A 20,782-nucleotide genomic window follows, 5' to 3' on the forward strand; every position below is an offset into this window, starting at 1 on the left:
CCAGCCATGGTACGTGATCTCCCCTCCTCGGAAGGACCGCCCGCGCTGCAAACCGTCCTCGATGCGCTCGGCGATCCCGAGTGCCGGGCGATTCTGAGCGAAGCCACCGAGCCGATGACCGCAACCGAACTCGCTGAGACGTGTGACATCTCCCAGTCGACGGTCTACCGAAAGCTCGACCTCCTGACGGAGGCATCGCTCGTCGACGAACGCACCGGCGTCGGCTCGGAGGGGGGTCGGATTTCACAGTACGAGCGGGATATGACCGATGTCTCGGTTTCGATCGACGAGACCGGCGAGTTCTCGATCGAACTCGATCGACCGTCGAGACATGCGGACGAGCGCCTCGCGGAGATGTGGTCGGAGATGGGGGACGAGCTATGAGCGCGATAGTCGACACCGCCATCATCGCTCTCAAGACGATCATCCTCCTGCTGGGAGGCGGGGTGACGTATATCGCGTACAAAGCGCATCGCCGGACCGGTGCCACGTCGCTTCGATTGTTGGCGATCGGGTTCGGAACGATCACGCTCGGCGCGCTTCTCGCGGGAATCGCGAATCAGTTCCTCGGGGTCACCCTCGAGCAGGGAGTCCTCATCAACAGCCTCCTCGTCGCGATCGGTCTCGCGATAGTCATGTACTCGCTGTATCTCGACCACTGACCATCGGTGTCGCCACCATAAGGTCGGCTAGAGATCTCGACCGACCCTCTGATCCAGCCATCCGGTCGTTGTTCGTCCTGGTGAGCGTCCTGCTGTGGAATCTCTGGGTTATCGTTCGGTGGGGCGTACTCGCCAGGCCCATCGAACTCTACCTGCAGTTGATCCATGTCCACCTCCCGAAAGTGGCCGACGAGGAAACGATCGACTGCGACCGGTGTCGGGGTCGCACAGCTCAGTGATCGGGTCGATGCGCTGGCAACCGCCACTGATGAACTGGTCGAAACAGGGGAGCGACTTACCACGTCCGGAGAGAGGGAGTGAGCAAAGTAATCAACAAAGCGATAACACACCCGCTCGTAGAATCGGACATGGACGAGGAACTCACATCTGGCGATCAGGTCGAAATCGAATACGAGTCGACGCGCTCGGGGAACGTCGTCTCACGAACGGGGGGCGTCGTCCAAGCCCCCGGAGAGAACGGCCGGGCCGTTCTCTTCGTCGAAACGGACGACAACCAGCTCACTGGCGTCGTCTCCGACCATGTGTTCAGTATCTCGACCAGCGATGATGATACCCGCTCTGATGGCGACCCTCGAATCCAACGAACCGTTTCCCTCGGGCCGCTCGTCTCCGTGAGAAGTCGATAGCTCGGAGGGTCGGTTACAACGATTTCCCGTTCGATCGCGCCATCGTGTTGCGATCGACGGTCCACTGACTCGTAACCGACCTATCGACCTCAAGCTGGATGACTACAGCGATCACCACCGGGGCCAGCGTTACGTACGCACGCTCGACCTAACGCAGGATTCGATCTGATTCTATAGAGTTTATCTCTGGCCACATGGCAGCTGAAACGCCCTCGGGCGGACGTGGTTTCACGCCGTTACCCGCCCACCGTTTGTGACCACCGTCAGTCGTCGGCGACCGTCGGCCGCTCCTCGGGAAGCAGCGGACTCCCGTCGGCCTGTGGTCCGAGTCGCGGGCCAAAAGGCGGGTCGTCGGGGTCAATGACGCGGCGGGTCCCGTAGTCCGTCGAGCGTTCGACGGGAATCCGGCCGATCGAGGAGATCATCTCGACGTAGTCGCCAAAGGACCGGAACTCGCCGTGTTCGCCGCCCGCGCGGGTCGTGATCTCCTCCGAAAGGATCGTCCCCATGTAGTCGTCGGCACCGCAGTTCAGCATCTTCAGCCCGCCCTCGTCGCCGTACTTGACCCAGGAGGACTGGACGTGGTCGACGTTGTCGAGGAAGAGCCGCGAGACGGCGATCATAAGCTCGTCCTCCGCGGGGGAGGCGCCGCCGGAGACGACGTCGTGCTCGTAGAGGGGGGTGTTCTGGTGGACGAAGGAGAGGGGAACGAACTCGCTGATCGCGCCGTCGACCCGTTGCTGGAGCTCGCGGACACGCTCCAAGTGGAGGGCGCGGTGGGCCTCGTTCTCGACGTGGCCGTACATGATCGTCGCGGTCAGACCCAATCCGACGGAGGCCGCAGCCTCCATCGCCTCCATCCACTCGTCGGCGCCGATCTTGCCCGGACAGATCACGTCTCTGACCTCGTCTACTAGGATCTCGGCGGCAGTGCCCGGAACGGTGTCGAGGCCGGCATCCTTCAGCCGGCCGTAGACCTCCTCGTAGGACCAGTCGGTCCCCCGGCGGGCGTGGTAGCCCTCTTCGGGGGTCATCGAGTGGACGTGGACGCCGCCGACGTCCATCGCCGAGATCTGTTCGGTGTACGTGCCGGGATCGACATCGTAGGTTTCGGGGGGTTTGAAGTTGACCTCCTTTGGTTCGGGATGCGCCCGGAGGATCTCCAGGTGCTCGTCGTCGAGCGCGAACGCGGGGTGGAGCCCCGAGACCGAACAGACCTCGTAGATCCCCTTCTCGACGGCGTCGGCGACGACCTCGCGGGACTCCGCGGGCGTCTTGGTGAAGCCGGCGAACTCGCCCTCGTAGCTCTCCTCGAAGGTGTGGGCGGCGTCCTTGAAGTTACAGAACAGACAACCGACGTTACAGGCCGTCGTCACGTTGTTGTTCAGGTTCGCGACGAAGGTGACCTCCTCGCCGACGACCTCCGCCCGGCGGCGGTCCGCGGCTTCCAACACCTGCTCTTTGCGCCGCGGGTCGATCCCCTCGCTCTCGGAGCCGGTCGTCAGCAGTTCGATCGCGTCCGCGACCGAGAGCCGATCGCCCGCCCGCGCCTTCGCGAGTGCGTTCTCGAAGGACTGGTCGGTCTCGGGTCGGGCGTCGAACGCGAGGTCGGCCTCGGTCACCGGTCGGTTCATCGTCGACACGATGCGCGCACGGGGCCAAAAACGTGATGGAACGCGCGGCGGAGATTGAAACCTTCTTGGGCCCCGCCCGAGGAGTGCCGGTATGGACCGCGCGGCCTTTGCGGGGTGGCAGGGATGACGAGCGTCAAGGAGTTCCGAATCGAGGAGCCGGCGACCGACGATTCGCTTGGCCGGGGAACCTTCGTCTTCACCGACGACTACTCGGTCTTCGACTGGGGGAAGATGCCCGACCGGATCCCCGAAAAGGGCGCCTCCCTCTGTACGATGGGCGCGTTCAACTTCGAACTTCTCGAGCGCGAGGGCGTCCCGACCCACTACCGGGGCGTCGTCGAGAACGGCGACGTCCGACCCCTCGCGGAGACCACGCGCCCGCCCTGGGAGATGGCGATCGACCTCACCACCGTCCCGGACCTCCCCCACGAGGGCCGCAGCTACGACTACGACGCCTACCACGGCGCCGCCGGCGACAACTACCTGATCCCTCTCGAGGTCGTCTTCCGAAACCGGGTCCCGATCGGCTCGAGCCTCCGGCGGCGCACTCGACCCGCCGATCACGGCCTCGACCGCGAGGAGTGGCCAGACGAAGCCGTCGATCTCGCCGAGCCGATCGTCGAGTTCTCGACGAAGTTCGAGGCCGGCGACCGCTACCTCTCGCGGACGGAGGCCGCCACGATCGCCGGCGCCGCCGACATCGACGCACTCGAGGACGTCGCTCGCGAGGTCAACCGGATCGTCACCGAGCGCGCCGAGAGGGCGGGGTTGACCCACGAGGACGGCAAGATCGAGTGTCTCTCCGACGGCGGCGAGATCCGGGTCGCCGACGTCGTCGGCACCTTCGACGAGAACCGCTTCGCCTACGAGGGGACCCAGCTCTCGAAGGAGGTCCTCCGCCAGTACCACAAGCGGACCCAGCCGGGCTGGGTCGAGGCCGTCCGCGAGGCGAAAGAACGAGCCGAACGCGAGGACGTCGCCGACTGGCGGACGCTCTGTGACCGAGAGCCCGAGCCCCTGGACGACCGGGTGATCGAGATCGCACGGAACGTCTACTGTGCGGGGACCAACGCCTACACCGACACCCCCTTCTTCGACGCACCGCCGCTTTCGAGCGCGGTCGGCTCCGTCCAGGGACTGTAGAAAACAAACACGCGCCCGAAGAACTCCGAACCGAAAACCGGACTACTCGGCCTCGATCTCCCGCGCTTCCTGGAGCCGCGACTCGGCCTCGTCGCGGTCCTCGGGGTAGCCGACGTCGATCCGCCAGCCCTCGAGCTTGATCGCGTCGATCGTCCGCCCCGAGCGGATCAGCAGGTCGATCGCCTCGCTGATCTCGTACTCGCCGCGATTCGATGGCTGGACGAGCTCGCAGGCCGGGAAGATCGCCGGCGTAAAGGTGTAGAAGCCGGTCATCACGAGGTTCGTCGGCGGCTCGTCGGGCTTCTCGATGACCTCGGTGATCTCGCCGTAGTCGTTCGTGTCGGTGACGCCGTATCTCGACGCTTCCTCCCAGGGCACCTCCTCGACGAGGAAGGCGGCGTCGGCGCGGTCCTCGCGCTGGCGCCGGACGACGTCCTTGAGGTTGGCGTTGAAGATATTGTCCCCGAGCATCAACATGAAGTCGTCGTCGACGTGTTCGCGAACCGAGAGCAGGGCGTGGGCCAGCCCCTTCTGCTCGCGCTGGTGAGTGTAGGTGATCGGCACGCCCTTGAACGCGTCGCCGTAGTGTTCGATGATCTTCTCTTTCTCGTAGCCGACGACGACGACGAACTCCTCGGCGCCGAGTTCGACCAGCTGTTCGAAACAGTGGCTCAGGATCGGCTTGCCGTCTATCTCGACCATGCCTTTGGGTTTCTCGTCGGTCAGCGGTCGGAGTCGGGTACCCTTCCCCGCCGCGAGGACGACTGCTTGCATGGACCTACAACGACCGCCCCCGATTATACGTATTTCGGTTGATGCGTTCTGCCCAAAGAGAGGGACCGTGACCGCTTGAGCCGGGCCGATGCGGCCGTCCCGCGTACCTATCTCCCGTCCTGACGTTCAGCAGAAACCGATTATTACAAATGGGATGACCGTAATTGCATGCGACAAACAAATATGTCTAGTATTAAGTGCACCCGGTCCGGTCCGGTTATTACCGACCGATAACCATGGGCGACAATAGACAGACGAACGACGCTGCCGACGATCACGTCGGGCTCTCGAGGCGGACGACGCTCAGTCTGATGGGCCACAGCGGACTCCTGTTGGGTTCGCAGTCCGCGACCGCGGCCACGGGGACCGGCCCCGGTCCGGGTCCCACCGGTACCCAGGAACACGACGTCGACTTCCGGGGCCACAGCCTCGCCAACGTGGGCTCGCTGTCGATGGCTGCCCGTTCTCAACCGATCACCGACTTCGCGGGCCGGAACCTCTCGGTCGGTTCCGACGGCGTCCTCCACGCCACGAGCACGTCGCCGTTCGACGGCGCGCTCGTCCCGATCCAGAACTACGAGGTCGGCGTCTTCTCCCCCCGAGAAACCCACTTCACCCGCCAGCACGCGCCCAACCCGGTGACGATTCCCTTCGACCAGCTCGACGAGGGGTTCTCGAACTGTTTCGTCTCGCTGTCGGGCGCCGCCGTCGCCTCTGAACCCGACTCGACGCTCTCCGTTCGGCTCGTCGATCTCACCTCCGGGGACCCGCTGGCCGATTCCGAGGTCCAGGAGACCGTTTCGGAAACTCGTCCGACCCGGGTTCCCGTCGTCGGCCCGCAAGTGGCCTACGACCCCAAACGCAACGCCGTCCTCGGTTTCGAGGCGAAAGTCGGTGGCGGGGACGAACAGGTCGCCCTTGAGGGGGCGACCGTTCAAGTGTGGGGTGAGATAAAGTGATTCGAATACGTCAGCAGACGATTTCGTTTCGAGAGCATAGTGCAAATGATCGTTTGATAACCCCCATAAAGGAAGTATACAAAGATGAGTAGTTCAGAAAATAATTTAAACCGTGTACAGAAGATCGGGACAAGGATATACAATTCCGATTATCAGCGTACTAGCTCCAATGAATTCTATAGGATGCAATTTGATGAAGCTTCATATGATGATTTCGATGGGTTCAACCAAAATAATCATAGTATTGAAGTACCAGAGCCGGGCCGATACATGGTCTATTTCGATGGTCGATTAGAGTTTATTGACAAAGACACCCTCATATCAGCTAGGATTTATAAGAATGAAGAGTTGGTCTCACAATCAGACCGAAGGAACGGAGATTTTGGCAGTATAACAGTCATTGACGAATTAGACGCTCAAGCGGGGGACGAGATATATGTGGAAGTTCGTATCCATTCAAGTGATGGTGGTGCTATCCGACCCGGACCTGCCGAAACTTCGTTTATGGTATCTCGACCATCTTATAATAATATATCGTGGGAAAACAATATAGATTTAGGGAATAATGATATCACGGACGTCGGCACGCTCGCTGCCGAGACGATCGACGCGGAGAACCTCGGTTTCGACGACATCGAGGTCGATCAGGTGGTAACCGACGTGCTAGACTCGGAGGCCACCGCCGCGGGAGCACTCCAGAGCGACTCGCTGTCGGTCGAGGGATGGAACGTCATCGACGCCTCGAACTACGGCTATCCGGGGGATCGGTCTGGCGGGGACATCATGGAGCTGTTCCGGGAGTTCCCCAACAGCGTCTTCGTCCTGCCCGAAGGGGAGTACTCGGTCCAGTCGGAGCTTAACTGGACCTCGCCGAACGACGGCTACGACCAGCTCCAGGTGATCGGCAAGCCCCATGCCCGGCTGGTCGTCGACGATCAGAACGTCGATCACTTCGCGTGGCTCGGCAATAGCCGCGGTGGGGCGTTCGATCGCCTTTCCCTGCAGAACCTGACGCTCGTGGTCGACGGTCGAAACGGATACGACGCGGGTTGGGGCCGGTTCTGGGTCGACGACACGGTTCAGAATAGAAACCTGAAACTCGAGGGCCAACGGGCCCACCGCCTCGAGGAGGGTGGCAAGTTCGGCTACTTCTGTTGTATGACCGATCCCGCTGGGATGGGGATCCACCAGAACATCGATATGCCCGACGGCGACATTCCCTCGGTCCAGTCGGACAACACCGCGATCGGGATCGGTGCCGAGCCTTCTCACGTCGGGACGAACCTCTGGCTCGGCTGTTATCTCGAGAACTGGTGGGGCAACGGCTACTACGTGAAAGACGGTACCGGGCGGAACGTCCTCGTCGGGTGTGAGGCCAGGAACTGTGGGAACGCGAACATCCGGATCGGCTACAGCGACGTCGTGATCGCCTGTCGGAGCGTCTGGGACGACCCGCGTGGCGTCGACGAGATACGACAGGGGGTCTGTTTCGACGCCGACGAGGCGAACGGGACCGCCGTCGTTGGACTGCGGATAATCAAAGAGACGGGGGAAAACGCGACGGCCCGGATGCGAGCGGAGGCCCGCAGCGCGACCTACCGCGACGTCTATATCGAAAACCAGACCGACCAGCGCTCGCTCCAGGTCACCGGTACGGGCTCGAACCCCGAACAGGGGATCCTCGCGCTCGACGGCGTCCGGATCATCGACGGCGGCGACGGCTCGATCAATACGGCCGCACTCCGCATCGACCGCGAGAACGTCCACCTCTCGAACGTCTCGATCGACTGTATCAACGAGGACTCCTATCGAGCGGCCCTCCAGATCCAAAGCGGTTCGGCACGGATCACGAACTCCCGGCTCGCGACGAACGGCCCCACCTACGCGGTGATCCTGGGAACCAAGGGCGGGTGGGCAGAGATAGATCGGGCGACGTTTACCGACACCGAGGTCACGGAGGGGTTCTACCTCTACGGCAACGACGACCAGATCGACTCCCTGGAGATCCGGGACTGTGACCTCCGGGAGGTCGGGGACGTCTTCCCGGCCAACAGCCCGGACGACGACGCCGTCAACCTCACGCGGGGCGTCTGGCGGGACAACCTCGGCTACCTCGGAGAAACGGAGTGGGGAAGCGGGGGAGCAAGCGCACAGTCGACGGACGTCGCCCCGTCGTCGACGGACGGGTCGTGGGCCGACGTCACCGACTACGGTGCGGTCGGCGACGGCGAGGCCGACGATACGGACGCGTTCCGGCGGGCGCTCGCCGACTCGAGGCGGGTGTTCGTCCCCGAACCCGAGGCGGGCTACTACCTGACCGACACCCTCGAGCTCGACGGCCACGTCCTCGCGGGGGAGTCGGCGGAGTCGGTCACCCTCGGCTTCGACCTCGGGGAGGCGTCGAAGCCCGTCGGGATCGAGGTCGTGGACACGTCGACGGTGCGGGATCTCGGGGTGATGAGCGGGCGTTCGCGGTGGAACCTCGGGGCGCCCTGGAGCGGCCTCCGAGCCAACGGTGCCCACGAGGTGACGACCGAGCGCCTGGCCGTCCGGGGCTTCGAGTACGGCCTCCACCTTCTTGCCAGAGAGGAGGCCATCGAGAACGGCCAGTACGGGATCGCGAACGTCGTCGACTGCGTCGAAGGGGTCCGGCTGGAGGCGACGGAGGGGGGCCGGGTCGACGGCAACGCCTTCTCGGGCGGCCGGATCGGGATCTCCTCGGCGCGAGCCAGCGAGGCAGACGCCCTGGATCGGGAGACCTACGGCGTCAACTTCCACAACGAGACGTGGTCGGCGATGACCGACAACACGTTCGTCGCGCCGGCGATCGACGGCGTCGAGGTCGGCGCCCGGTGTACGGGCCGGTACAACACGTTCGTGGGTGCGCGGTGTTCGGACATGCGCGGGGAGGAACTCGGGATCGTCTTCGACGACGACGGCCCCTCCCAGCCCCGGTACAACAACGTCTTCGGCTACGACGACGACGGCGAGGAGCCCGCCCGGATCCGCTACCGCGGCGAGGACGGCATCGGCGAGGACCTCCGGGGGAACTTCGCCGTCGCAAACGGCGTGCCCTTAGAGACCGGACGGATCAACCTCCACGAGGAGGGCCACCACGGCGCGTTCGTCTCCTTCGACGCCGAGAGCCGGGAGTTCGTCTTCGAGTCCGAGGGGACAGTCGTCGGCCGACTCGACGCCGAGAACGGCGACCTCCGGATCGCGGGGACCGTAGAGGAGAACGCCGACCTCCGTTCGGGGGCCGGCAATCGAACCCACTAAGTCGAGCGGGTCCATGATCCGGGTATGACGACGTTCGGAACGGCCGAGGCAGCACCCGGCGAACTTGCGACGGGGCGCCTCGAGGTGGGGGAGACCCGAGACGGGGCCGCCTTCGGCCTCCCGGTCGCCGTAATAAACGGCGCCGAGGACGGGAAGACCCTCTACGTGCAGGCCGTCAGCGACGGCGACGAGTTGAACGGGGTGGGGGTGCTCCGGCGGGTCGTTCCGCGGCTCGATCCAGCGGAGATCTCGGGGACGATCCTGGTGACGGCGATCGTCAACTACCACGCCTTCCAGGTCGCCCGCCACCGGAACCCGATCGACGACACGAAGATGAACCGGGCGTATCCGGGCGACAGCGAGGGGACCTCCAGCGAGCGCATCGCCCACGCGACCTTCGAGGCGGCCTCCCGGGCGGACCTGATCGTCGACCTCCACCAGGGGTCGACCAGCCGGATGATCGACGAGGTCCGGGTGCGATGCGGCCGGCGCCACCGCCTCCACGAGGAGTGTCTCGAGCTGGCGAAGGTCTTCGGCGCGGGCTACGTCCTGGATCAGAAGGGTCCCGACGGCCAGCTCGCACGAGCCGGACCCGACGAGGGGATACCGACGATCGATCCCGAGCTCGGGGGATCGGTCGGCTGGGACGAGGCGAGCGTCCAGACGGGCGTCGACGGCCTCTACAACGTCCTCGCGAACTACGGCTTCCTGCCCGGCGACGCGAACTACGGCGACCAGACGCGGGCGGCCGGCTTCGACCAGTACGGCGCGCCCCGCGGCGGCCTCGTCGAGTTCGCGGCCGACCTCGGCGACCGGGTCCAGTCCGGAGACCCGCTGTTCGAGGTCACGACCCCCTTCGGCGAGCGGAAAGCGGAGGTGACCGCCGAGGAGAACGGCATCCTCTGGCGGAGCCGTCGGCTACCACAGGTCGCGACGGGCGAGTACGTCTGTTCGATCGGCGTCGACGTCGACACCTACTGATGGCGTCACCCCTCTCCTGTCCGGCCTGTGGCGCCGAGTACGCTCCCGGACCGGACGAACCCTGGCGGTGTTCGTGTGGCGCGCCCCTCGAGCTCGCCGCGGATCCTCCCCCGAACTCCCCGCAAGGGCGGACAGTCGATCCCGGGGAGGGGCTGTGGACGTTCGAGGAGTGGCTTCCCGTCAGGCGGCGGGTCAGCCTCGGGGAGGGATTCACGCCGCTGGTTTCGGCGGGCGAGCGATGGGGCGAGGCAGTGGGGTTCAAGCTCGAGTACGTCTTCCCGACGGGGTCGTTCAAGGACCGAGGGGCGACGACGACGCTCTCGCGGGCCGCCGAACTCGGCGTCAAGCGAGTGATCGAGGACTCCTCGGGCAACGCGGGCGCGGCGATCGCGACCTACGCCGCGCGGGCGGGGATCGACGCGGAGATCTACGTGCCCGCGGGGGTCAAAGCCTCGAAGCTTTCGGCGATCGAACGCGCCGGCGCGCGCCCGGTCCGCGTCGAGGGCGGCCGGGCGGCCGTCACGGAGGCCTGCCTCGAGGCCGTAGAACGCGGCGAAGGCTGGTACGCGAGTCACGCCTGGAACCCCGCCTTTTACGCCGGAACCTCGACGTTCGCCTTCGAAATTGCGGCCCAGCGCGGCTGGTCGGTTCCCGACGCCGTCGTCTGTCCGGTCGGCCATGGCACCCTGTTACTGGGGGCGTATCGTGGCTTTCGTGCGCTCTACAACGCGGGAATCACCGACCGGCTCCCGCGGCTGCTGGGTGTCCAGTCGGAGGCGGCGGCACCGATCGCGGAGGCGATCGGCGGCGATGAGAGAGACCAGAGTGCCGACGCGACGACGGTCGCCGACGGCATCAGGATCGAAGCGCCCGCTCGACACGCCGAGATCGTAGAGGCGGTCGAGGTCACGAACGGGGACGCGATCGCCCTCGATGACGGGCGGATCGAGGCGGCTCTCGACCGGCTCCACCGCGGCGGGTTCTACGTCGAGCCGACGTCGGCGGTCGCGCCCGCGGCCGTAGAACGGTATCGAGAACTGGGGGTCGTAGAGCCCGGCGCGGACGTGGTCGTTCCCCTCACCGGCAGCGGCCTCAAGGGGGAGTGAGATGGTCAACTATCCACCGAAATTCTGTCCGTACTGTGGGACCGAACTCGGGAGCACGACGCTCGAGGGAGAGGCCCGACGATACTGCGGGGACTGCGACCGGATCGTCTGGCACAACCCCGTTCCCGGCGCCGGCGTCGCGGTCGTCGACCATCGCGAGGGGGAAAACGCCGTCTGCTGTGTCGAGCGCGCGATCCCGCCCGGGGTCGGCGAGTGGACGCTTCCCGCCGGCTACATCGACGCCGCCCGCGAGGAGGAGCCGGCGGAGGCGGCCGCCCGCGAACTCGGGGAGGAGACGGGACTCGTCGTCGATCCGGACGCGCTCGAACTCTACGACGCGACCGCGCTTCCGCCGCGGGAGGGACTCCAGGTGCTCTCGCTCCAGTACGTCGTCGATCGCAGGGAGACCTCGGGGGAGCCGGCGGCCGGCTCGGACGCCGCGGCCGCCCGTTTTCTCACGCCCGCGGAGTTCGACCGGCTGGACGAGCGGTTCCGCCCGATCCACGAGGAACGGTTCCGCGCGATCGCACGAGAAAAGTAGGGAAAACGGGTCGGCTCAGCGGCCGAAAAAGAGGCCTTCCTCGAGTTTGGTGTAGATCTCCTTCTGCTGGAGATAGCTCGCGGCGCCCAGCAGGGTCGGCGCCCAGAGGCCGACGAAGATCCCGGCCGCCTCGTCGCCCTTTACGTAGAAGTTGTACCACGAGTAGACCACCGAAAACGCTGCGGCTACGGTGATCGGGTCGCCCGCCGATAGCGGGGTTCCCTCGGCGATCTCCTCGGCTCGTTCGGTCGCGTCGGAACTCGACGGCTCCGAATCGTCCGTCTCTTGGAACAGCGTCATGCACTCGGTCGCGGGGAGGTGACGGTATCGCGCTGGTGCCGTATCACGAAAGCCGTTGATACGTTCCGACGCCGGCGAGCGCCGGTCGAACCCGATATCCCTTTACTGGCGGCTCGAATACGCTCTCGCATGTTCCTTTCGCTGCGCGCAGAGGTCGAGTCTGCCCTCCGGGAGACGCTAGCCGACCTCGATCTTCCGTCGGACGACCTCGGGATCGAAGAACCCCCCGAGGACGTCGAGAGCGTCCTCGCCTCGAGCGTCGCCTTCCGGCTGGCCGGCGAGGCCGGCGCCCCGCCGCCGGAGATTGCGGCGACCGTTGCCGACGCGATCGACGCCGACCACCTGGAGTTCGTCTCCCGCGTCGAGACCCAGGGCCCCTATCTGAACTTCCTGCCGAGCGAGGCGTACTTCGGGGAGACCCTCGAGGCGGCGGTCGATCCGGACTACGGCCGTCTGGCGGATCGCGAGGAGTCGGTCGTCGTCGAGCACACGAGCGCGAATCCGACGGGGCCGGTCCACGTCGGGCGCGCCCGGAACCCGATCGTCGGCGACGCCGTCGCGAACGTCCTCGCGTATGCGGGCTACGACGTCGCCCGCCACTACTACGTCAACGACGCCGGCCGCCAGATGGCCGTCTTCACCTGGGCCTACGAGACCTTCGACGAGGAGGACCTCGAGAGCGAACCCGCCCGCGACCGCGTCGAGTACGATCTCGTGCGCTACTACCGGAAGGGAAACACCTTCCTCGAGAACGCAGACGACGACGCCGTCGAAGCGGCCGAGGCCGAGATCGAGTCGATCATGCAGGGCTTAGAGGCGGGCGACGAGGCGACCTACGAGCGCGTCAGCGAGGTCGTCGATCGCGTCCTCGGCGGGATGCGCGAGTGTCTCGCGCGCCTGCCAGCGGAGTTCGACGAGTTCGTCAAGGAGACCCGGTTCATGTTCGACGGGCAGACGGACGACGTCGTCGCGCGGTTGAAAGAACTCGACGGGGCGATATACGAGGAGGAGGCCTGGCAACTCGACCTGAGCGCACAGGGCATCAAGAAGAACATGGTCTTTCTCCGTTCGGACGGCACCTCGCTGTACCCCACTCGGGATCTGGCCCACCACGAGTGGAAGTTAGAGAACTTCGACCGGGCGGTGACGGTGCTGGGCGAGGACCACAAGCTCCAGGCCGAACAAATCAGGACCTCGCTCGACCTGCTCGGAAACGATGCGGACCGGCTCCGCCAGGTGATCTACTCCTACGTCAACCTCCCGGAGGGGAAGATGAGCACGCGGCGGGGGACGGGCGTCCAACTCGACGACCTGCTTGACGAGGCCATCTCGCGTGCCCGCGAGGAGGTCGAGGATCGCCTCGACGACCGGATCCGCGACGACGATCTGGGCGAGGAGGACATCGAACGGATCGCCCACCAGGTCGGGATCGGCGCCGTCCGCTACGACATCGTCGCCAAACAGCCGGCGAAGGCGATCACCTTCGAGTGGGATCAAGCACTTGACTTCGAGGCCCAGTCGGCACCCTACGTCCAGTACGTCCACGCGCGCTGTTGTGGGATTCTGGAAGAAGCCGGAATAGCCGTCGAGAGCGAGGTCGAGACCGCCTTCGATCCCTCGCTGCTCGAGACCGAGGCCGAACGCGACCTCCTGGAGACCATCGCGCGGTTCCCGGCGGTCATCAAGGAGGCCGCCGACGACTTGGAGCCCCACCGGGTCGCGACCTACACCCGCGAGTTCGCCGAGGCGTTCAACGCCTTCTACCGGGAGTGTCCCGTCCTCGCTTCCGACGTGGACGAGGATCTCCGGGACGCCCGGCTCGCGCTCGTGGCGGCCTCGCGGCACACGATGGCCAACGCGCTCTCGATCCTCGGGGTCGCGGCGCCACGGTCGATGTAGCAGGTGGGGTGCAAAGGATACTTAGCGCCGGCACTGCTTCGTAGAGACAATGAGCCAGGAGGGCGCGACCGAACAGTCCGACCGAAAGAAGTACGAGTTCCGGAGAGTCATCGAGGAGCTCAAGGAGTTCGAAGGGTCGGGAACCCAACTCGTGACGATCTACGTCCCCGAGGACCGCCAGGTCAGCGACGTCGTCGCCCACGTCACCCAGGAACACTCCGAGGCGGCGAACATCAAATCGAAGCAGACCCGGACCAACGTCCAGGACGCCCTGACGAGCATCAAAGACCGGCTTCGCTACTACGACACCTACCCCCCCGAAAACGGGATGGTGCTCTTTTCCGGTGCCGTCAACTCGGGCGGCGGTCAGACCGAGATGATCACCCGGACCCTCGAGAGTCCGCCCCAGCCCGTCGAGTCCTTCCGGTATCACTGCGACTCCGATTTCCTCACCGAGCCCTTGGAGCACATGCTCGCCGACCAGGGGCTCTACGGCCTGATCGTCCTCGACCGGCGGGAGGCAAACGTCGGCTGGCTGCGGGGTAAGCGGGTCGAACCCGTCAAAAGCGCCTCCTCGCTGGTCCCCGGCAAACAACGGAAAGGGGGGCAGTCCGCCCAGCGGTTCGCCCGCCTGCGGCTCGAGGCGATCGACAACTTCTACCAGGAGGTCGCGGGGATGGCCAACGACCTGTTCGTCCCCGAGCGCCACGACTTAGAGGGCGTTCTGGTCGGCGGCCCCTCGCCGACCAAAGACGAGTTCCTTGACGGCGACTACCTCCACCACGAGCTTCAGGACAAGGTCCTCGGAAAGTTCGACGTTGCCTACACCGACGAGTCGGGCCTGCGCGACCTCGTGGACAACGCCGAGGACGCCCTCGCGGACGCCGAGGTGATGAAGGACAAGCGGGAGATGGAGGAGTTCTTCGAGGAACTCAACGCGGGCGAACGCGCGACCTACGGCTTCGCCCAGACCCGCCGGAATCTGATGATGGGCGCGGTCGATCGCCTCCTGATCAGCGAGGACCTCCGGGCGGAGGCGATCACCTTCGACTGTCCGGAGTGTGCTAACACCGACTACGAGATGATCGACCAGCGCGCGTCGATCCCCGACCACACCTGCAGTGACTGTGGCGCAGACGTCCTCGCGAGCGACGAGGACCGCGAGGACGCCATCGACCACCTGATCGAACTCGCCGAACAGCGCGGCACCGAGACCAAGTTCATCTCGACAGACTTCGAGAAGGGCGACCAGCTCCTCAACGCCTTCGGCGGCGTCGCGGGCATTCTGCGGTACTCGACGGGGATCTAAGCCTAAGCCGTTAGTACAGTAACTGCTCGACCTGGTGGCGACGACGCGCCAGATCGATCGCCGGCTCGACCCCTGGATCGTCGAGCAGCCGGTCCATCGCGAGCAACGGATCTGTCCCGGCCCGTTCGACGTCCTCGAGGAGGGAAGCGATCGCCTCCCGATTGGCCGCGAGCGACGAACAGAGCCCCAGCGCGAGCGCGAACGGAATCGCCGCCTCCCCGGTCGGAAACGCGTCGCTGATCCGTGAGAAGTCGGGTTCGTCGTCGGCGTCGCCCGGTGTGGGCCACTCGAGGGTCAGACAGCGCGGACAGAGGGTGGCGACCGGCTCCGTTTCGCGAGGGCGGTCGGGGAGGGTGTCGCGATGGGACGCCGGAACCCGGAAGGCGATCGGGTCCGTGTCGGCGTCACAGCAGGCGGCCACGGGACGGTCAGTCGCCGCCGGGGACGCCGCCCGCGGTGGCCTGTTCTGCGTCTACCTCGCCGGTCGAGCCGGTGTCGGCTTCGGCCTGGCGGGCCTCCTTTTCTTCCTGTTCTTTCTTCTCTTTGATCTTCTTCAGCCGGAAGATCTCCTCGCGCTCCTGTTCTTCTAACTTCTGTTCGATGTAGTCCTGGTTCTCGTAGAGCTCCGGCAGGAGTTTGAACTCGAGGGCGTTGACCCGGCGTTTGGTGGTCTCGATCTCGGTGAGCATCTTCTTCATCGCCGTCTCGACCTCGGCGGCGAGGATGATGCTCTCGAGGAGGTCCTCGTAGGCTTCCGCGGCCTCGTCGATCCGGGCGGAGGTGCCCATGATTCCATATCCTCGCTGGCCGAGGTCCTTCGAGACCCGCGAGGACTCGATCTGGGGGACGACGACGCCCATGATGTTCTTGGACTCGGTGGTGATCTCGGGGTGTTCCTGGAGGGCCGCGGCGGCCCCGCGGACGGCGACGTCGCCCTCCATCGCGCGGGCCATGTTGATCTTCGTCTGGGCGGCCTCGTAGTCGTCGGCCAGGTCGCCACGAACGTCCTGGGCCTTGTCCAGGATGTCCATGAACTCCATGATGAGCCCGTCGCGTTTCTTCTCTAAGGTGCCGTGGCCCCGCTCGGAGAGCTCGATGCGGTCCTCGATCTGCATCAGCTCCTTGCGTGTCGGTTTGACGTCCTTGGCCATTATCGGCCCCTTGCGCCCACAGCCGGATAACTGTTTACGGTTTTCCCGACGGGGCTCCGACGGAGTACCCAATTATGTCGAGTGGTTTAACCGTCGGGCGATCATCCAGCCGGACGAATGGACAGGCGGCGTTATCTCGGCGCGATCGGTGCGGCGGCGGTGGCTTCGACGGCGGGCTGTCTCGGTCGCGATTCGCTTCCGGAACCCCAGGACATCGAGAGCCGGGTTACGAGCGGCAGTTTCCGGACGCGACGCGAGGGCGAGGAGTGGCGGGACCTCCCGGTCCACGGGGTGAATCTCGGCATGGCCAAACCCGGACGATTCCCGGGGGAGGCAGCGATCACGAAAGCGGAGTACGCCCGGTGGCTCGAGGGGATCTCGGAGATGAACGCGAACGTCATTCGGACGTACACGCTCCATCCCCCGAGGTTCTACGAGGCGCTGGCCGAGCACAACGAAGAGCGCGAAGAGCCCCTCTTCGTCCTCCACGGCAACTGGATCGCCGAGCCAGCACTGGCCGAGGCCGGCGACGCCTTCGACGACTCCGTCGTCGAGATCCATCGCCAGGGGATCGAGGAAATCGTCGACGCCGTCCACGGCGACCTCTCGGTCTCCGAGCGGGTCGGCCAGGCCGACGGGACCTATCGCGCGGACGTCTCGCCGTACGTCCTGGGCTACGTCATCGGCATCGAGTGGCCCCCGGAGGTCATCGAGGAGACCGACGACGCGAACGAGGGGATCGGCGACTACGACGGCGAGTACGTTCGAACCGAGGACGCGACGCCGTTCGAGCACTGGCTCGCAAAGCGGCTGGACGAGGTCGCGGCCTACGAGGACGAGCAGTACGACGAAACCCGTCCGCTGAGCTTCACGAACTGGCCGACCGCGGACCATCTCGAGCATCCCGCCGAACCCCTCGAGGAGGAAGACCTCGTCAGCGTCACCGCCAACCACCACCGGACGACCGACGCCTTCGACCGCGGGCTGTTCGCGACCTACCACGTCTACCCCTACTACCCCGACTTCCTCAACTACGAGGAGGAGTACGTCGAGTACGTCGCCGAGGACGGCGAGCGGAGCAGCTATCGGGGGTATCTCGAGGACCTCGTTGACGCCAATGACCACCCGGTACTCGTCGGCGAGTTCGGCGTCCCGGCGTCGCGGGGGAAGACCCACAGCCACGTCTACGGCTTCGACCAGGGCGGCCACACCGAACGCCAGCAAGGCGAGATGAACGTCAAACTCTACGAGCACATCGTCGGCGCCGACACGCTGGGCGGCCTCGTCTTCACCTGGCAGGACGAGTGGTTCAAACGCACCTGGAACACGATGGACTACATGAACCCCGACCGGCGGCCGTTCTGGTCGGACGTCCAGACCTGCGAGCAGATGTTCGGGGTGCTCGGCTTCGACCCCGGCGACGAGCCCGGCTTCACCCTCTCGGGATCTCCCGACGAGTGGGACGCGGCAACCCGACTCGACGACGACCCCGATCCCTCGCCGCTGGTTGCCCTGGAGGACGGTCACGACGGCGCACGGAACCTGACCGGGCTCGAGGCCGGGGCCGACGAGCGCTACCTCCATCTCCGGGTTTCCTTCGACGACCTCGCCGACCTCGACTGGAACCGAGCGAACACCCTCCTCGCGCTCGATCTGGCCCCCGGACAGGGCAACACCTCGCTGCCGTTCGGGACGGGCCTGGGGACCGACCGGGGCGTCGATTTCGTCGTCCACCTCGCCGGCCCCGGGAGTTCGCGGGTCGTCGTCGACAGCTACTACGACGTCTTCTACTACCTCTACGCCGAGCTCCTCGAGTCGATCCCGACCGTCGAGTACGCCGGGGAGAGAGACAGCGGCGAGTTCCACCCGATCGAACTCGCGCTCAATCGGGAGCTCCGCATCCCGAGCCAGGACCGGACGATCGGGTTCGAGAGCCACGAGACCGGACGGCTTCGCTTCGGCAACGGCGATCCCGAGAGCCCGGAGTACGACTCGCTGTCCGACGTCCACGTCGCCCCCGCCGAGGACACGATCGAGGTTCGGCTCCCCTGGCTCCTGATCAACCTCAGGGATCCGAGTCGCCACGAGATCGTCGCCGACCTCTGGGAGGACGGCATCGAAGGCCGGACAGCCGACGGGGTCTCGGTCGCGGCGGCCACGTTCGCACCCGAGGATCCGGACGCCGAGCCCGAGCTGTCGGCGGGCGACGGCGAGGCGACCGTCACCGACGCGATCGGCGACCTCTCGGGGAGCCGACTCGAGTTCGGTCCCGAGTCGACGTTCGAGTGGGAGGGCTGGGAGGAGCCCAGCTACCACGAGCGGCGCAAGGAGTCCTACGAGGTCATCCGGGAGGCGTTCGCCGGAGCGGATCGATAGCCCCTGCCCGCGTCGGATTTATACCCCGTTCGCCCCTACCCCGTTCCGTGAGCACGCGAACGAGTGCGCTCGACGACACCGTCTTCGGCGTCGACGTCCAGAGCGGGGACGTCCGTGGGGATTCGCCCTCCTACGCGCTCGTCGCCTACGACGGCGAGGGAGTCGAGCGCGACGTCGTCTCCGGCCGGAAGCTGCGCCGGCTGATCGAGGAGCGCAAGCCGGCGATCGTTGCGACCGACAATATGTACGAGCTGGCCGAGGACAAGGACCGACTGGTCCACTTCCTGGGCGCTCTCCCGGCGGGAACGAAGCTCGTCCAGGTCACCGGCGACGAACGCCCGGAACCCCTCTCGCGGGTCGCCAAACGCCACGGGGTCCCCTACGCCAAGGAGCCGATGGCGGAAGCCGAGGCGGCGGCCCGCCTGGCCGCCCACAACGTCGGCTACGAGGTCTCGGCGTTCACCGACCGGACGGAGGTGAAGGTCTCGCGCGGGCGCTCGACGGGCGGGGGCGGCTGGAGCGAGGACCGCTACACCCGCCGGATCCACGGCTCGGTCAGGAAACGGGCCCGGGAGGTCGAATCCGATCTCGAAGGAGCAAACCTGGAGTACGAGGTCGATATCACCGAGAAGTACGGCGGCTACTCGAACGCCGTCTTCTCCGTCGAGGCCCGCCCGGAGGAGATCCCGGTCTCGGCCCACCGCTCGGGCGACGTCAGGGTCGAGATCGAACGCGTCCGCCGGGACGGCATCGAGTTTCGCCCGCTCGCGAAACGCCGCGACCACGTCCTCGTCGGGATCGACCCCGGGACGACGACCGCGGTCGCCATCGTCTCGCTCTCGGGGGAAGTCCTCGACGTCCGGAGCTCGCGGACCGGCGACCACGCCGACGTCATCGAGTGGATCGTCGAGCGGGGCCGGCCGGTCGTCGTCGCCGCCGACGTGACGCCGATGCCCGAGACCGTCGAGAAGATCCGCCGGAGCTTCGACGCTGCGGCCTGGACGCCCGACAGCGACCTCCCGATCGACGAGAAACAACACCGGACGCGCGATGAGGCCTACGAGAACGACCACCAGCGCGACGCGATGGCCGCGGCGCTGTTCGCCGTCGACGACCACGCGGACCAGTTCGAGCGGATCGCGCGCAAGGTCCCGCCCGGCCTCGACCGCGGGGCGGTCACCGCCCGCGTCGTCGCCGGCGGCGAGAGCGTCGAAGCCGTCCTCCGGGATCTCGACGACGACGAGGAGGCCGAGGACGAGGCCACGGACCACGAGCCCCGGGAACTCACCGAGGAGGAACGACGGATCAAGGACCTCGAAGCCCAAGTCGATCGACTCGACTCCCACGTCGACCGCCTCGAGAACCGGCTCCAGCAGCGCGACGAGCGCATCGAGGAGCTCGAGGGAAAACTCGCGGAGAGCCGCAGCGAGGAGCGCCGCGAGGTCCGGAGAAACCGGGAGGTGACCCGCCTCGAGCGCAGAGTGAACGCCGTCGAGGACGAACGCGACGAGGCCCGCGAGGAGGTCGAGGCGTTGGAACGGAAGGTCGAGCGGATGAAGGAACTCTGGAAGCTCGATCACTCGAACTTCGCGGACGTCTCCGAGGAGCGTGCGGGCCTCGTCCCGGTGAAGGTCGTCGAGAAGTTCACCAACGAGGCGATCCGGGCCGCGGACGAGGCGTACGGCATCGCCTCCGACGACGTGGTCTACCTACGGGACGCCAGTGGCGCCGGGCGCTCGACCGCCGAACTCCTCGCGGAGTTCGATCCCCGAATCGTGCTGAAGGAGGGCGGGCTCTCGGAGATGGCCGACGCCATCCTCTTCGACCGGGAGGTGCCGGTCGCCCCCGCCGACGACGTCGCGATGCAGGAGGTCGACGAACTCGCCGTCGCCCGCGAGGAGGAAGTCGAGGCGGCGATCGAGGAGTGGCGCGATCGGGCCGAGGACAGGGAGAAAGCACGGAAGGCCTCGATGGTCGATCGGCTCATCAGCGAACACCGCGCGGGCGACAACGAGGCCTGA

The 20,782-nt window shown here is 66.0% G+C and carries 17 protein-coding genes; 12 read left to right on the forward strand and 5 right to left on the reverse strand.

All coding sequences use genetic code 11. The features are described from left to right. Positions 1-6 precede the first annotated feature (6 nt). Both DVH23_RS14925 and DVH23_RS14930 read left to right on the forward strand, forming a co-directional pair. Positions 7-384 carry a helix-turn-helix domain-containing protein gene (locus tag DVH23_RS14925; RefSeq protein ID WP_114578232.1) on the forward strand — a complete coding sequence of 126 codons (378 nt, stop codon included), beginning with the start codon at positions 7-9 and terminating at the stop codon, positions 382-384. Further along, positions 381-662, forward strand: a complete 282-nt coding sequence (locus tag DVH23_RS14930) for a hypothetical protein (protein ID WP_114578233.1) — start codon at positions 381-383, stop codon at positions 660-662. Before DVH23_RS14925 ends, DVH23_RS14930 begins: the two co-directional genes overlap by 4 nt. Positions 663-1,572: 910 nt before the next feature. Here DVH23_RS14930 and cofH read toward each other — a convergent pair. After that, the gene (cofH, locus tag DVH23_RS14940) at positions 1,573-2,943 is read right to left on the reverse strand and encodes a 7,8-didemethyl-8-hydroxy-5-deazariboflavin synthase subunit CofH (protein ID WP_114578235.1); all 1,371 of its coding nucleotides are present in this window, start codon (positions 2,941-2,943) and stop codon (positions 1,573-1,575) included. 123 nt (positions 2,944-3,066) lie between these two features. On the opposite strand from cofH, the gene DVH23_RS14945 reads away from it, so the two are divergent. Continuing rightward, positions 3,067-4,086, forward strand: coding sequence for a phosphoribosylaminoimidazolesuccinocarboxamide synthase (locus DVH23_RS14945; protein ID WP_114578236.1), 1,020 nt, complete (start codon positions 3,067-3,069; stop codon positions 4,084-4,086). Between the two features lie 42 nt (positions 4,087-4,128). On the opposite strand, the gene aglF is transcribed toward DVH23_RS14945, so the two are convergent. Further along, positions 4,129-4,860, reverse strand: a complete 732-nt coding sequence (gene aglF, locus DVH23_RS14950; protein WP_114578237.1) for a UTP--glucose-1-phosphate uridylyltransferase AglF — start codon at positions 4,858-4,860, stop codon at positions 4,129-4,131. A 236-nt stretch (positions 4,861-5,096) separates the two neighbouring features. Between aglF and DVH23_RS14955 the strand changes: the two genes are divergently transcribed. From DVH23_RS14955 to DVH23_RS14975, 5 genes are all read left to right on the forward strand, one after another. Further along, positions 5,097-5,819, forward strand: a complete 723-nt coding sequence (locus tag DVH23_RS14955; RefSeq protein ID WP_114578238.1) for a hypothetical protein — start codon at positions 5,097-5,099, stop codon at positions 5,817-5,819. A gap of 504 nt (positions 5,820-6,323) precedes the next feature. Continuing rightward, positions 6,324-9,098 (forward strand): glycosyl hydrolase family 28-related protein, encoded by a 2,775-nt coding sequence (locus DVH23_RS24300; protein WP_198667941.1) that lies wholly within the window; start codon positions 6,324-6,326, stop codon positions 9,096-9,098. A 24-nt stretch (positions 9,099-9,122) separates the two neighbouring features. Beyond that, positions 9,123-10,079, forward strand: a complete 957-nt coding sequence (locus DVH23_RS14965) for a succinylglutamate desuccinylase/aspartoacylase family protein (protein ID WP_114578239.1) — start codon at positions 9,123-9,125, stop codon at positions 10,077-10,079. After that, positions 10,079-11,185 carry a pyridoxal-phosphate dependent enzyme gene (locus DVH23_RS14970; RefSeq protein ID WP_114578240.1) on the forward strand — a complete coding sequence of 369 codons (1,107 nt, stop codon included), beginning with the start codon at positions 10,079-10,081 and terminating at the stop codon, positions 11,183-11,185. The genes DVH23_RS14965 and DVH23_RS14970 overlap by 1 nt, the downstream gene beginning before the upstream one ends. Position 11,186: 1 nt before the next feature. Continuing rightward, positions 11,187-11,726: an NUDIX domain-containing protein gene (locus tag DVH23_RS14975; protein ID WP_114578241.1), complete on the forward strand. Its 540-nt coding sequence runs from the start codon at positions 11,187-11,189 to the stop codon at positions 11,724-11,726. 15 nt (positions 11,727-11,741) lie between these two features. On the opposite strand, the gene DVH23_RS14980 is transcribed toward DVH23_RS14975, so the two are convergent. Continuing rightward, positions 11,742-12,026: a hypothetical protein gene (locus tag DVH23_RS14980; protein ID WP_114578242.1), complete on the reverse strand. Its 285-nt coding sequence runs from the start codon at positions 12,024-12,026 to the stop codon at positions 11,742-11,744. A 129-nt stretch (positions 12,027-12,155) separates the two neighbouring features. On the opposite strand from DVH23_RS14980, the gene argS reads away from it, so the two are divergent. Both argS and prf1 read left to right on the forward strand, forming a co-directional pair. Further along, a complete protein-coding gene (gene argS, locus DVH23_RS14985) occupies positions 12,156-13,925 on the forward strand; it encodes an arginine--tRNA ligase (protein ID WP_114578243.1) in 1,770 nt (589 codons plus the stop codon). A gap of 49 nt (positions 13,926-13,974) precedes the next feature. Next, positions 13,975-15,234, forward strand: a complete 1,260-nt coding sequence (gene prf1, locus DVH23_RS14990; protein WP_114578244.1) for a peptide chain release factor aRF-1 — start codon at positions 13,975-13,977, stop codon at positions 15,232-15,234. A gap of 10 nt (positions 15,235-15,244) precedes the next feature. Here prf1 and DVH23_RS14995 read toward each other — a convergent pair whose 3' ends face one another. Continuing rightward, positions 15,245-15,655, reverse strand: a complete 411-nt coding sequence (locus DVH23_RS14995) for a DUF6276 family protein (protein ID WP_114578245.1) — start codon at positions 15,653-15,655, stop codon at positions 15,245-15,247. Between the two features lie 7 nt (positions 15,656-15,662). Next, positions 15,663-16,385 (reverse strand): V-type ATP synthase subunit D, encoded by a 723-nt coding sequence (locus DVH23_RS15000; protein ID WP_114578246.1) that lies wholly within the window; start codon positions 16,383-16,385, stop codon positions 15,663-15,665. 117 nt (positions 16,386-16,502) lie between these two features. On the opposite strand from DVH23_RS15000, the gene DVH23_RS15005 reads away from it, so the two are divergent. Together DVH23_RS15005 and DVH23_RS15010 are read left to right on the forward strand one after the other, a co-directional pair. Continuing rightward, a complete protein-coding gene (locus DVH23_RS15005) occupies positions 16,503-18,761 on the forward strand; it encodes a hypothetical protein (RefSeq protein ID WP_114578247.1) in 2,259 nt (752 codons plus the stop codon). 47 nt (positions 18,762-18,808) lie between these two features. Then, positions 18,809-20,782, forward strand: coding sequence for a DUF460 domain-containing protein (locus tag DVH23_RS15010; protein ID WP_114578248.1), 1,974 nt, complete (start codon positions 18,809-18,811; stop codon positions 20,780-20,782).

It is taken from the genome of Saliphagus sp. LR7, from assembly GCF_003344565.1.
In the GTDB taxonomy this organism is placed as follows: Archaea; Halobacteriota; Halobacteria; order Halobacteriales; family Natrialbaceae; genus Saliphagus; species Saliphagus infecundisoli.